The following is a 14,153-nucleotide window of genomic DNA, read 5'->3' as shown; positions in this document are numbered from 1 at the left end:
CTCGACTGGCAAACACCGTATCAGGTTATGCTGACAAATTTGTCCAAAAATTCGGATTAAATTTGCAATCTACCATGTAATCAAAATTATTTTCGGAAAATGAGCATAATCTGTTTACAAACAAATTAACTATCGATATAATACTTAAGGATTCTTCGAAAATTGACTGCTTTGTCTTTTCCAGAAGATGTAGTATAATAACACTTAGAAATGCATTGATGCGAATTGATGTAATTCTTGAAAACAACAGGAGGTTTCATTAATGGCAAAAGAACATTATGAAAGAACAAAACCCCATGTAAATATTGGTACTATTGGCCATATTGATCACGGGAAAACTACTTTAACTGCTGCTATCACCAAGGTATTAGCTGAAAAAGGTCTCGCTAAAGCTGAAGACTACGCTGATATCGATGCAGCACCAGAAGAACGTGAACGTGGTATAACAATCAACACTGCCCACGTTGAATACGAAACTGAAAAGCGTCACTATGCCCATATTGATGCCCCAGGACATGCTGATTACATTAAGAACATGATCACTGGTGCCGCTCAAATGGATGGTGCTATTTTGGTTGTTGCCGCAACTGATGGCCCAATGCCACAAACTCGTGAACATATCTTGCTTGCTCACCAAGTTGGTGTTGATTACATCGTTGTATTCTTAAACAAGACTGATTTAGTTGATGATGACGAATTGGTTGACTTGGTTGAGATGGAAGTTCGTGAATTGCTTTCTGAATACGATTATCCTGGTGATGATATTCCTGTTATCCGTGGGTCAGCTCTTAAGGCCCTTGAAGGCGACAAGGAACAAGAAGAAGTTATTCTTCACTTAATGGATGTTGTTGATGAATACATTCCAACTCCAGAACGTGATGACAGCAAACCATTCTTGATGCCAGTTGAAGATGTCTTCACTATCACTGGTCGTGGTACTGTTGCATCTGGCCGTATCGATCGTGGTACTGTTAAAGTCGGTGACGAAGTTGAAATCGTTGGTTTGAATGATCAACCACTTAAGTCAACTGTTACTGGACTCGAAATGTTCCGTAAGACATTGGATCAAGGTCAAGCCGGAGATAACGTTGGTGTTCTTCTTCGTGGTATCGACCGTGACCAAGTTGTCCGTGGACAAGTTCTTGCTGCTCCTGGTTCAATCCAGACCCACAAGAAGTTCGAAGGTCAAGTTTATATCTTGACTAAAGAAGAAGGTGGCCGTCATACGCCATTCTTCTCAAACTATCGTCCACAATTCTACTTCCATACTACCGATGTTACCGGTGTTATTGAACTAGAAAAGGGCGTTGAAATGGTTATGCCTGGTGATAACGTTACATTCCAAGTTGAATTGACGAAGCCAGTTGCCATTGAAAAGGGTACTAAGTTTACCATCCGTGAAGGTGGCCATACTGTTGGTGCCGGTGTTGTTAGTGACGTTAACGACTAGTTCGCTAAGCTAATGGCCGCATGAAGCTGTGAGGATTTTCCTCATGGCTTTTTTGCTGTCTCAGTATATTTTTGGATCAATCGCGATAGCAATATTCGATTACGATTTCTGGCGTTCCGAACATGACCACAAATTATTCTTATACCACGAAGTTGTTTGATTGGGAATTGAATAGGTCGCCAGGCGTCACGCTGAAGCCGAACAATTGATTGAAACGGGGTTCAAAAAAGCTCATACAATATAGATATGTTTAGGAAATAAATTTTACATTTCACTGTTAATACGTTAAAATAACAATGTTATGCAATTATGAATTGTAAAAATAATCTTTTCGTCTCGGAGGAAAAAGAATGTCTGCAAAATGGGAAAAGAAGGGTACCAATGATGGAGAATTAACTTTCGAAATTGGTGCTGACTCAATTAAAACTGGTTTAGATCGTGCATTTGAAAAGAACAAGAAGAGCATCCGGGTACCTGGATTCCGTAAGGGAAAGGTTCCTCGCTCAATTTTCACCAAGATGTATGGTGAAGAAGCATTATACGAAGATGCTTTGAACATCTTACTTCCAGATGAATATTCAAAGGCTGTTAGTGAAGCCAAAATCGAACCCGTTGATCAACCTAAGATCAATGTTGAATCAATGGAAAAGGGTAAGCCATGGGTTATCAAGGCTAATGTGACCGTTAAGCCAGAAGTTAAGCTTGGCGATTACAAGGGCTTAAGTGTTCCTAAGCAAAATACCCGAGTATACCAAAAAGACGTTGACGCTGAATTGGAAAAGAAGCGTGAAAGCCAAGCAGAACTTGTTCTTAAAGAAGGCAAGGCTGCTGAAAAAGGTGACACAGTTGTCATCGATTTTGAAGGAAAAGTTGACGGCAAACCATTTGAAGGTGGCAAGGCTGAAAACCATTCACTAGAGTTAGGTTCCAACTCATTCATCCCTGGTTTCGAAGATCAATTGATTGGTCACAAGGCCGGCGAAGATGTTGAAGTTAAGGTGACCTTCCCTAAGGATTACCAAGCTAAAGAATTAGCTGGTAAGGATGCCGTTTTCGAAACTAAGATTCACGAAGTTAAGACTAAGGAATTACCTAAGTTAGATGATGACTTCGCAAAGGATGTTGATGAAGATGTTGACAGCCTTGAAGAATTAAAAGAGAAGATCAAGGACGACTTAAAGAAACAGAAGAAGAGCGAAGCCCGCGATGCAATCGAAGACGCAGCCATCAGTGAAGCAACTGATAACGCTGAAGTCAAAGATATTCCAGAAGCCATGATCAACGAAGATATCCAACGTCAAATGGATCAATATCTTGCTGGCATGCAACAACAAGGAATTAACCAACAGATGTACTTCCAGTTAACTGGAACGAAGCCTGAAGATCTGAAGAAGCAATTCTCAGATGGCGCTGAAAAGCGGGTTAAGACCAACCTTGTTCTTGAAGCAATTGTTGACAAAGAAAACATCGAACCTTCAGAAGATGATGTTAAGGCTGAAGTTAAAGATTTAGCTAAACAATATGGAATGAAGGAAGACGCTGTTCGTAAAGCTTTGACTGATGATATGTTGAAGCATGATATTGCGATCAAGCAAGCAATTGACATGATTGTTGATTCTTCAAAGCAAGACGCTAAAGCAAAAGATGATTCAAAGGATAAAGAAGACAGCTCAGAAAAATAGTTTTCTTCCTAAGGAGATCCGTTAATCAGACGGGTCTTTTTTTCGGGAGTGGTCAAGCCTTCTGATTGCAATTTCACCGTGGTATGATAAAGTATCAAATAGTTGATTGATAAAAGTGATTAAAGTCCATCTCGGATGGAGGAGTGACTATATTGTTTGAAGATAACGAATCAAGCGGACCCATTACTTGTTCGTTTTGTGGTAAAACCCAAGACCAAGTAAAGAAAATTGTCGCTGGTCCAGGCGTCTACATTTGTAATGAATGTATTGATTTATGTAAAGAAATTATTGACGAGGAGCTTGCCCCTGAAAAGTCTTCAGAAGATTTACTCAAAGTTTTGACACCTAAACAAATTTTGGATAAATTAAATGAATTTGTGATTGGTCAAGATAATGCGAAGCGAACCCTTTCAGTAGCGGTTTACAATCACTACAAGCGAGTGAATGAAATGATCAGCGAGCCTGATGAAGATTTGGAACTCCAAAAGAGTAACATTTGTATCATAGGACCAACTGGTTCAGGTAAAACTTACCTGGCACAGACGCTTGCCAAGATTTTAAACGTACCGTTTGCAATCGCTGATGCGACGACATTGACCGAAGCTGGTTATGTTGGTGAAGATGTTGAAAACATTCTCTTAAAGCTATTGCAAAATGCCGATTATGATGTTGAACGAGCTGAACATGGGATCATTTACATTGATGAAATCGATAAAATTGCCAAGAAATCAGAGAACGTATCGATTACCCGTGACGTTTCCGGTGAAGGTGTTCAACAAGCCTTACTCAAGATTCTCGAAGGGACAATTGCCAACGTTCCGCCTCAGGGTGGTCGTAAGCATCCTCAACAAGAGTTTATTCAGATCGACACAACCAATATTTTGTTCATTGTTGGTGGTGCATTTGATGGGATTGAAGGGATTGTTAAGAGTCGTTTAGGCGACAAGACAATTGGTTTTGGAACTGATTCCGACAAAGCACCTGATCTTGATAACCGCAATATCATGCAGGCCGTAATTCCAGAAGACTTGCTGAAGTTTGGATTGATTCCAGAATTCATCGGTCGTTTGCCAATCTTGACGGCATTAGATAAATTGGATGAGAAAGATCTTGTTCGGATTTTGACTGAGCCTAAGAATGCATTGGTTAAACAATACAAGAAATTGATCGAACTTGATGGCGCCGAATTGGAATTTGCACCTGGTGCGTTGACTAAGATGGCTGAACTGGCTATCTCAAGAAACACCGGTGCTCGTGGCTTACGGTCAATCATTGAAGACACAATGCGAGATATTATGTTTGATTTGCCAAGCCGTAAGGATGTTTCAAAGGTTATCATCACACCTGAAACGGTGACTGATCATAAAGAACCAAAGCTGATTTTAAAAAAGGCATCGTAATTCGAGAAAGTCTGATGTAAGCTTTAGTTAGTTTGCGATCGGACTTTTTTATTTTAATGACAAATTAAAGGAGTGGTTTGATGGAGGTTCAAAATGTCGATTTGACAATAAGCGCGGTGGCAGAAAAGCAATATCCAAATACCATGTTTCCAGAGATTGCACTTGTTGGTCGGTCTAATGTCGGCAAATCTTCATTGACCAATGTGCTGATTAACCGGCGAAAATTTGCCCGGACATCAAGTCAACCTGGGAAGACCCAGACACTCAATTTTTATAACATTGATGACAAATTATATTTTGTTGATGTGCCTGGATATGGTTATGCCAAAGCATCCAAAGCGAGTCGGGAAAAGTGGGGCAAAATGATTGAAACCTACTTGACCAAGCGTGACCAACTCAGAGGGGTGATTGCCCTTGTGGATGGTCGTCATGCCCCAACTGACGATGATATTTCGATGCACGAATGGCTGGTTTACTATGGCATCGATGTCTTAACAGTTGCCACTAAAATGGATAAAATTTCTAAGGGTAAATGGAACAAACAAGAATCGCTGATTAAAAAGACTTTGCAAATTAATGATGAAGAGCTTATCCTGCTTTCAGCATTGACAAAGGACGGTAAAAACGAGGTCTGGCAATGGATTGAGGGGAGAATGTAAAATGGATTTTGATGAATACCAAAAGGCGGCGAATCGAACTTTGATGGGCAAAGAGCAGGTGCTCACTAACTGTGCACTGGGTTTAACTGGTGAATCTGGTGAAGTGGCCGACTTAATTCGTAAGTATACATTTCAGAGTCAAAAGCTAGATCACGATCAACTCATTAAAGAGATGGGGGATGTGCTATGGTACTTATCCCAAATTTCCGAATGGGCTGACATTCCCTTTGATAAGGTTGCTGAAGATAATATTAAGCGGCTTAAAAAACTGTACCCATCACAATTGGGTGGCGTCAATCAAGTTAATATCTAGGATCACTGCAATTGTCCAAGTTAGGTAGTCAAACACCTGATTTGGGCTTTTTTATTAACAATTGATTTGTGAAGTTAGAAAACAAAAAATGGCAGTTAAAGAATCTATTTTTATTGAAAATGTATATTAGGAATAATATTTATCAAAATACTGAATAAATCATAAAAAAGGTTGCAATTAATGAATATCGGTGTTAACCTCATTACTATTAACTTTATAGGTCAGCTCCTCCAGGCAGAGATCTGCGCGTAAGCACCCCAAACAAAAATTCCCAAAACCGGAATTTCTGTTTGAGGAGCCTTACACTCCGATCTCTAACCGCCTGGATCCGCTCACTATATTAGGACAGCTGCGTAAAGCAGAAGTCTGCATGTAAGCACTACCGAGAAAAATTCCAAAATCGGGAATTTCCCTCGGCGGAGACTTACCTTCCGACTTCTAACCACTTTACTCCGCTCACTATATTAGGACAGCTACTCAAAGCAGAAAGCTACATGTAAGGACCTCGGATAGAAATTTCAAAACCGGAAATTTCTATCCGAGGACACTTACACTCCGCTTTCTAACCGCTTTGATTCGCTCACTACACAGATAAGGGGTTTTAACATGACAGAAAATAATAAAGTAATCCTAGCTTACTCCGGTGGCTTGGACACATCCGTTGCAATTGCTTGGCTAAAGGACAAAGGCTATGACGTTGTTGCCTGCTGCATCAATGTTGGCGAAGGTAAGGATCTTAATTTTATTAAGCAAAAGGCTTTAAACGTCGGTGCCATCAAAGCATATGTGATTGACGCCTTAGACGAATTCGCCGACAACTATGCAGCTGTTGCTTTAAAAGCTAACGCAATGTACGAGGGATCATATCCCTTGATCTCTGCTTTATCACGCCCCCTTATTTCCAAAACGTTAGTTGAAGTTGCCCATCAAGAGCACGCAGTTGCCGTTGCTCACGGTTGTACTGGAAAAGGAAATGATCAGGTTCGTTTCGAAGTTGCGATTCATGGGCTCGATCCACAGCTTGAAGTTCTCAGCCCAGTTCGTGACTGGCACTGGTCTCGTGAACAAGAAATTGAATATGCTAAGGATCATAACATTCCGATTCCAATCGACCTTGACTCACCCTATTCAATTGATGCCAACATTTGGGGCCGAGCTAACGAAGCCGGCATTTTGGAAGATCCATGGCAGAGCGCGCCAGAAGATGCCTTTGCAATTACCAACCCAATTGAAAACACCCCGGATACGCCAACGGAAGTGCAAATCACTTTTGAAAAAGGAATCCCAGTTGAATTGGACGGTAAGAAGATGAAGTTCGCTGACATCATCCAGGATTTAAACAAGATCGCCGGTGAAAATGGCGTTGGCCGAATCGACCACATTGAAAACCGTTTGGTTGGAATCAAATCTCGTGAGGTATATGAAGCACCTGCAGCAACCGTTTTGCTCAAAGCCCACAAAGAGCTTGAAGACTTAACGTTCGAGCGTGATTTGGCTCACTTCAAGCCAACTGTTGAGAAGCAACTCAGCGGACTCGTCTATAACGCCCTTTGGTTTTCACCGTTGATGGATTCAATTCAAGCCTTTATCGACAAATCACAAGAAGTTGTTAATGGCGTCATCAAATTGCAATTATTCAAAGGCAACGTCATGGTACTTGGTCGTAAATCATCTTCATCACTCTATGATAAAGATTTGGCTACTTACACGTCTTCTGATTCATTCGACCAAGAAGCCGCCAAAGGATTCATCAAGCTCTGGGGATTACCAACTCAGGTTTATCAACAAGTTCAACTCAAAAATAAGCAAGCACAGTTCGTCCAGGCGGTTACCAAGTCTCAATTGAAGGATAAGGTGACAGTTCACGATCAATATTCCACACATATGGGAGCTAAAAAATAGATGAGTACTAAGAAACTTTGGGGCGGTCGGTTTCAAGCCCAAGCATCCAAATGGGTGGACGAGTTTGGCGCTTCGATTTCCTTTGATCAACTAATGGCTGAAGAGGATATCGAAGGATCACTTGCCCATGTGAAGATGTTGGGGCACACGAAGATCTTAAATGAGTCAGATGTTGCCCAAATTGTGCAAGGGTTGGAAGACTTGCGAGATGAGTTGCATGCTGGCAAGCTACACTTCACAGTTGAAAATGAAGATATCCATATGAACATCGAGGCACTATTGACTGAGAAAATTGGTCCGGTTGCAGGTAAGCTTCATACTGCCCGTTCTCGAAATGACCAGGTTGCCACTGATTTTCATTTATACCTCAAGAAGCGGCTGCCAAAGGTGATTGATGAAATCACAACTTTGCAACAGACGTTGATTGAAATGGCTGAAAAAAATGTTGAAACCATCATGCCAGGATATACGCATTTGCAACATGCCCAACCAATTTCTTATGGTCATTATTTAATGGCTTATTATCAGATGTTGAAACGGGATAAGGAACGGTTTGAATTTAATATGAAGCATACCGATATCTTACCGTTAGGGGCTGCCGCACTTGCCGGGACGACTTTCCCCATTGACCGGGAATACACGGCTCAGGAACTCGGCTTTGATGATGTTTATGCTAACTCGTTGGACGCTGTTTCTGATCGGGACTTCGCTTTGGAATTCTTAAGTAATAGTGCCATTTTGATGTTGCATTTATCGCGGTTTTGCGAAGAAATCAGTATGTGGGTCAGTCATGAGTTTAAGTATCTTGAACTCAGTGACGCCTACACCACTGGCAGTTCGATCATGCCTCAAAAGAAGAATCCGGATATGGCCGAGTTGATTCGGGGCAAGACCGGTCGGGTATATGGTCATTTGATGCAATTACTAGCGACGATGAAATCCTTACCGCTTGCTTACAACAAGGATTTACAGGAAGACAAAGAGGGTGTCTTTGATACCGTCAAAACATTGCTGCCAGCCCTGAAGGTTTTCAATGGGATGTTGAAGACTGCAAAGCCGAATGTTGAACGGATGAAACAAGCGACTGAAAATGACTTTTCTAATGCGACTGAGTTAGCCGATTATTTGGCGGCTAAGGGGGTTCCGTTTAGGCAGGCCCATGGGATTGTTGGTCAACTGGTTCTTAAGGGATTGCAAACGCATCAAAATCTTCAGGATATGTCTTTGACGGATTTGCAAGCAGCCTCACCTAAAATCGAAGCAGACGTTTATCACGACCTCAAGTCAGAAGTAGCGGTTGAGCGGCGGCATTCACTGGGGGGAACAGGATTTGACCAGGTCAAACTGCAGATTGAAAAAGCAAAAAAAGAATTAAATCATTAATCGAAAACCGGTTACTTTTAGCTGTTATACCACGCAGCCAAAGTAGCCGGTTCTTTTGTTAAAGCAAACATTTTTCGGTGGTAATTGAGAGTTGTCCACTAATAATGGGAATGTAAATACTTTGTAATAGTTATTAACATCAACTAGTTAGGGTGGTACTATAATAGTGTAGATCATTAAGTGATCTGTTATGCTGAGATTACACTGATTTAATAATTAAATATGAATTAGGTGTAACAATTATTAAAAGGGGGTTCACCGATGCGAAGAAGTAATTGTTCGCGTAATAATTTGTGGGGGAAATCTGAAAAAACAGATCTGCACTACAAAATGTATAAGGTTGGCAAAAAATGGGTGTTTGCTAGCCTTTTATGTTGTCTTTAGGTTCATTTATGTTATCGGGAGTTTCTGTTCATGCCGATACCCAGGCTGAATTTGCAAAAAATGAAGCTGCTACGAGTACGACACTTGTCAAATCAGCGGCTAACGATACATCAACGGCTGCGACGAATCAGGCGGCTAGTACCGCAACGACTTCTGAAGCTGGGTCCACGGCAAACTCATCAACTGACACGACAACTACAAGTGCCGATACGACAAGCACAACTGCTACTACAAATGCTTCAAGCACAGGTAGTTCGGATGCCGTCAAAGCAACTTCAACAGCCAGTGCTGCGGTGAGTCAAGCAAGTAAGGCGGTTGCTTCTGATAGTACGGCCACCAGCAATGCGCAACAAGCATCAACTTCTGCTCAACCTAGCGATGCTTCGGCAGCAAGTTCCAAAGCTGCAACCTCTGCTGGATCAGGGACAGTGAAGTCTGACGCCAGCGCAACAAATGCCAAGTCAGATGCAAGCAAAGCCGCTAGTGAAACGAGTGGCGCATCCAACGCTGCCAGCGGTACTAGTCAAGCTGCCAGCCTATCCAAATCTGATCAGGCCAAGGCCACTGATACGCTGAATAGTCTGTTGAAGCAGGATAATGTCAGCGTTAACGGTTCGACGATCGATGCCAGCACATTAACAGCCGATCAGTTGACCGCGTTGAAATCGACACTCGCAGCATCCGGCCAAAAATTGACGGTTAATGAAACTGCCGCTCAAAAAGCCGCCGATGAAGCAGCTGCAAAAGCAACTGATTCACTGAACGACTTGTTAAAGCAAGATAATATTACCGTTAATAATTCCACTATTGACGTGACCAAATTAACAACCGCTCAATTGACTGCCTTGAAAGCGGCGATTACGTCATCCGGTCAGAAGATTACCTTGAATGAAACTGCCGCTCAGAAGGCTGCAGATGCTGCGGCTAGCGAGACGACTCTGGCGAATGCCCTTGACCAATTAGCTAAGGCAGGCAAGATTACTAATGGTGCAACCCTTGATGTTTCTGGGTTATTAACTACTCAAATTTCAACTTTGAAGTCGGCAATTTCAACGACTGGTTTAAGTCTTAGCTTGTCGGCGACAGGGGTTGATACAACTTCTCAAGCTTACCTTGATGGATTGAAGAACGGCGATAAGGATTTAAGTGCGCTATTTAATTTTAGTTGGTTTAATACCAAAGTCACCAATATTCTTACTAATGTTACAGTTATTCCAAAAATTGCCAAAATTCTGGATGCATATGCTAACACCAAAGGAACCATGATTAATTCGGATGGTAGTCTGGCCTGGACAAACGGATCAACCATACCATCAACTGATACTGCTACAGATTACAACGCAGGTTATGTAACAATTTTGAAAACCTATTGTGAATCGGTGAACGCCTACTTGAATCAAGTTAAGAATAATATTAATGATCCGACAATGGCTGATGCCTTGATTAACGATAAAAATGCGGCGTACGATCCAACGGATTTGAAGAATACGACTAATGGTTGGGGCACTTTGGCTGCATTGTTTGATGCTGGTGGGGAAGCTATTAATAATCCAGTTAATGACGACAATGATATCTTTAATAAAACGGCCACGCTTCCGACTGATAATGAGGTTACCAATAGCACTTACAATACCAATATTACGAAGGAAGCTCAAACAACCATTGATGTTATTAATACATTCGTTGGAATTGCGATTAATAACATTAAAAATGGGATTATGAAGCAGGCTTTGAGTGATATTCGCTCATTAGGTGGTAACCAAGGTAATAGTCAGGCAAACAGTCAAGCAAACTCAACGAACGGATCCATTTCAATCCCGGGTTCTTTAACTGAAGCTTTGAAATTGAATGCCTCACTAAATAGCTTGATTACTTCATTTGGCTTTGGGTCAACCGTGGATTCTTCCGTTGTTAATGGTGTATATTTAGACATTGCTTACGGAATTCGAAACGCCATTGAACTGCACTTTCAACAGGGCGTCAATGAGGCCATTTCACATGTTTTGAATGGCACAACGGCTCCCGACTTTAGTAAAGTTAATGGTTATACAGGAAATGAAACAAACCCAGAAAAGATTGCTAATACTGCTCAAAGTGCTGGCGAGAATACATTATTCGTTGAAGCAATTGGTTATGCATGGGCTTCTAAGATTGCTCAGCCGATTGTTAACGAAGCGGTGAATGATATTGCTTCTGGAACCGTTAAGTCGGGTAGTGATATTGCAACTGAAATTGTGAATGCGCTACCTGACGGAACGTTAACGAGTACGGAGAAGCAAGAGTTAACAATTGATGGTTATTATGATACGAGTCTTGATTCTTCTGATGCTCACTACACCCCGTCAGCTAAGGGTGCCATGACCACGATTGCCGATCTGTACAACGCTGAAGTTAATGCCTTGAAGCAGGCTCAGGCAGACTACATTGCTGATCCAGATGCAACTCCGGATGCCTCCAAAGGACCAAAGTTTGCTAATCAAGGTACGTCTGGGATTGTCACTTATGACGCGGCAACTGGACAATATAATGCGCCAATGGCTGCAACTTCAATTTCTGCAGCTGGTGATTATGTTCGGGCAATCGAATTCTTGCAATCGACTAATGCAACTAGTGATGCACAAGCGGATGCCGATGTGGTTTCACATACACAACATGACGGCGCTGTTAAGGAAATTACGACAACTACTAAAGCTTTTACCGGCGATGAGACTAAATTAAATAGCATTCAATTAAAAGCTTACAAGGATCAGATTGCTGCGTTCTTGCTGGGGACGGGGTCAGACGCTGCCCAGCATGCCTATATCAAGGCTTATAATAACGAAGCAGATTTGGCTAATGCTGCCTTTAACGCTGGTAAGAATGCCGCTGATGATCAAACCAACTCGGATTACTTTACGACAAATGGAACGATTCCTAAGATAGTAGTTGGCGACGATACAATTACCATTAAAGTTGGTGGTGTCACGTACAGTGCTAAGAATGATGGCACTGGTTCGAATTACAGTGCGACATCTGGAACTGGTGAGCCTAGTGGAACGGCGTTTGTTGACGGGTATGTTGCCAACACGATTGCGGCTATTCAAACAGCTATCAAAGCAATTGCGAATGCCACGAAGAACCAAGCTAATTCGGCAGCTGCAGATGCAGCAAATGCTTCAAATGCAGCATCGTCAGCTGATGCTTATGCTTCCCAAGCGGCTAGTGAATCCGCATTATTCCCAAGTGATGCAGCTGCTTCCAGTGATGCAAAAGTTGCATCAGATGCTGCCGTTGATGCTGATACGAATTATAAGAATGCCAAGGGCAGTGCTTCAGATGCAGCTAAACAGGCAAAAATTGCTAGTGATCAGGCGGCAGATGCGACAGCTTCAGATGCAAAAGCTACCTTGTCTGCTCAAAGTAAAGCTAAGATTGATGTTGGGGTAGCAAGTGATGCTGCCGTAACTAATGGTACTGATCGTGATAAGGCATCCGATGCTTCTGGGCGGGTTACAGCCGATGTTATTCAAGATGAGAAGAACGCTGCTGCTGATGCGGCTACGAGTGCTGCCAATGCGGCTAGTGCTGCTTCTGCCGCTAATGCGGCTGCTCAATCTGCTGCTGCCTCTGCAGCAAGTGATGCGGCAATCGCTGCCAATGATGCTAAGAATGACAGTAATGCGGTGATTGCTGATGATGTGAAAGCAGCTAGTGATTCATCTCGGGTTGCTTCTGATGCGGTTGATGCCGCCAGCGATGCGAGTGTTGCCAAGGCTGCTGCCAGCGATGCCAAGGCGTTATCTGACCAAGCAGCTTCTGATGCTAAGGCTGGCAATCAAGCCGCTGCATCGACCGCTTACGATAATTTCTGGAACAAGATAAGTGCAGCTAGTGATGCTGCCAAGGCTGCCTCAGCGGCTGAAAGCGACGCTGAGAAGTACGCTAACGATGCAATTTCTGCTGCTGGTAAAGCAACCAGTGTTGCCAATAGCGATGCCGCTGCCCGAGCAAACTCTGGTAGTGCCACTGTTCCGAGTCAGGCGCCAAGTAATAATGATCAATTTAGCCACCAAGCAGCTGTGCCAAGTCAAAATGAGTATGTTGGTTACTATACCAAGTTGGCAACCGATACGATCATAACGAAGCATGATATGTATCGATACAGTGGTAAGAAGTTTGCCAAGGCTAAAAAGATTGGTTTTGTTCCAAAGGGTTCAGTCCTTCACGTTATTATGATTGATACGAGTGGTGACACAACCAGATTCCTTCTTCGAGATGGTTCATACGTAACTGCACTGAAGTCATTTGATAAATTTGTGTCAATCAAGGCTGGATATCACATTGACACTGAGGGAACTTGGTATATTTCCTCTAAGAAGGGTGTTTACGAGTACACTGGTAGTGCATTCAAGCATTCGAAGCGAGTTCGTTACCTACGAAAGGGAACGGTTCTGAAGGTTAGAAGAGTTGTCAAGACTGGTTCAATCACTCGGTTCCAGTTAACGAACGGTCATTATGTAACTGCTAAGTCAACGATGATTAAACAACTTAAGAAGACCCATAAGACTTTTAGTTACGTTTCTACCAAGAAGGTTCATGTGGTGAATGCAAGGGGTGCTTACCAATATCAATCACCCGATTTTAAGAAACGTAATCGAGTTTCAGCCGTTAAGAAGGGCCAGACACTTAAGGTTAAAGCCGTCGTTCTGGATGGCAGTAAAAGTCGTTTCCAACTGACTAATGGTCATTATGTGACTGCAAATGTAAAGTTTGTGAGAATTAACAATAAATAGTTCATAATTTGTGGATGATATTAATGATAGGCTTATTAATATTATTGATGTCGTACACAGTATGGATGAGAAAAAAGAGCAGACGAGAAAATTCTCGTCTGCTCTTTTTTGAATGAACTTATAATTGTTGTAACCCTGAATTATTCATAGTTCATTAAAAGCCCGTCAGTTTTCGTGTTTTTTCGAAAACTGACGGGTATGTTTTTAT

Annotated in this window: 9 protein-coding genes; all 9 read left to right on the top strand. The window is 42.2% G+C overall.

Annotated features, from left to right (window positions below; translation table 11 throughout):
- Window positions 1–262: 262 nt before the first annotated feature.
- The 9 genes from tuf to QUF07_RS10920 all read left to right on the top strand — a co-directional run bounded on the left by tuf (window position 263) and on the right by QUF07_RS10920 (window position 13,945).
- On the top strand, window positions 263–1,450 hold the full coding sequence (tuf, locus tag QUF07_RS10955) for an elongation factor Tu (protein ID WP_056981575.1): 1,188 nt from the start codon (window positions 263–265) through the stop codon (window positions 1,448–1,450).
- A 350-nt stretch (window positions 1,451–1,800) separates the two neighbouring features.
- The gene (gene tig / locus QUF07_RS10950; protein ID WP_217161572.1) at window positions 1,801–3,132 is read left to right on the top strand and encodes a trigger factor; all 1,332 of its coding nucleotides are present in this window, start codon (window positions 1,801–1,803) and stop codon (window positions 3,130–3,132) included.
- A gap of 152 nt (window positions 3,133–3,284) precedes the next feature.
- On the top strand, window positions 3,285–4,532 hold the full coding sequence (gene clpX, locus QUF07_RS10945) for an ATP-dependent Clp protease ATP-binding subunit ClpX (RefSeq protein WP_217161570.1): 1,248 nt from the start codon (window positions 3,285–3,287) through the stop codon (window positions 4,530–4,532).
- Window positions 4,533–4,612: 80 nt separating this feature from the next.
- Complete coding sequence (gene yihA / locus QUF07_RS10940; RefSeq protein WP_289427432.1) at window positions 4,613–5,191, top strand: ribosome biogenesis GTP-binding protein YihA/YsxC; 579 nt, start codon at window positions 4,613–4,615, stop codon at window positions 5,189–5,191.
- A 1-nt stretch (window position 5,192) separates the two neighbouring features.
- Window positions 5,193–5,504 (top strand): nucleoside triphosphate pyrophosphohydrolase family protein, encoded by a 312-nt coding sequence (locus QUF07_RS10935; RefSeq protein WP_289427431.1) that lies wholly within the window; start codon window positions 5,193–5,195, stop codon window positions 5,502–5,504.
- A 606-nt stretch (window positions 5,505–6,110) separates the two neighbouring features.
- Window positions 6,111–7,406, top strand: a complete 1,296-nt coding sequence (locus tag QUF07_RS10930; RefSeq protein ID WP_217342455.1) for an argininosuccinate synthase — start codon at window positions 6,111–6,113, stop codon at window positions 7,404–7,406.
- Window positions 7,407–8,789 carry an argininosuccinate lyase gene (gene argH / locus QUF07_RS10925; protein WP_217161563.1) on the top strand — a complete coding sequence of 461 codons (1,383 nt, stop codon included), beginning with the start codon at window positions 7,407–7,409 and terminating at the stop codon, window positions 8,787–8,789. It begins immediately after the preceding gene.
- Between the two features lie 261 nt (window positions 8,790–9,050).
- Entirely contained in the window at window positions 9,051–9,173 is a 123-nt protein-coding gene (locus QUF07_RS14145; protein WP_353960965.1) for a KxYKxGKxW signal peptide domain-containing protein, read from the top strand.
- Entirely contained in the window at window positions 9,161–13,945 is a 4,785-nt protein-coding gene (locus QUF07_RS10920) for a DUF5776 domain-containing protein (protein WP_289427430.1), read from the top strand. The genes QUF07_RS14145 and QUF07_RS10920 overlap by 13 nt, the downstream gene beginning before the upstream one ends.
- Window positions 13,946–14,153 lie beyond the last annotated feature (208 nt).

This window comes from Lentilactobacillus sp. TOM.63 (assembly GCF_030361045.1).
Taxonomy (GTDB): domain Bacteria; phylum Bacillota; class Bacilli; order Lactobacillales; family Lactobacillaceae; genus Lentilactobacillus; species Lentilactobacillus dabitei.
This window is presented reverse-complemented; position numbering and strand designations above follow the sequence as displayed.

What these genes read in the sequence shown, in the direction of transcription:
- tuf (WP_056981575.1), top strand. Translation starts at nt 263, where the DNA reads ATGGCAAAAGAACATTATGAAAGAACAAAACCCCATGTAAATATTGGT.
- tig (WP_217161572.1), top strand. Translation starts at nt 1,801, where the DNA reads ATGTCTGCAAAATGGGAAAAGAAGGGTACCAATGATGGAGAATTAACT.
- yihA (WP_289427432.1), top strand. Translation starts at nt 4,613, where the DNA reads ATGGAGGTTCAAAATGTCGATTTGACAATAAGCGCGGTGGCAGAAAAG.
- QUF07_RS10935 (WP_289427431.1), top strand. Translation starts at nt 5,193, where the DNA reads ATGGATTTTGATGAATACCAAAAGGCGGCGAATCGAACTTTGATGGGC.
- QUF07_RS10930 (WP_217342455.1), top strand. Translation starts at nt 6,111, where the DNA reads ATGACAGAAAATAATAAAGTAATCCTAGCTTACTCCGGTGGCTTGGAC.
- argH (WP_217161563.1), top strand. Translation starts at nt 7,407, where the DNA reads ATGAGTACTAAGAAACTTTGGGGCGGTCGGTTTCAAGCCCAAGCATCC.
- QUF07_RS14145 (WP_353960965.1), top strand. Translation starts at nt 9,051, where the DNA reads ATGCGAAGAAGTAATTGTTCGCGTAATAATTTGTGGGGGAAATCTGAA.
- QUF07_RS10920 (WP_289427430.1), top strand. Translation starts at nt 9,161, where the DNA reads ATGTTGTCTTTAGGTTCATTTATGTTATCGGGAGTTTCTGTTCATGCC.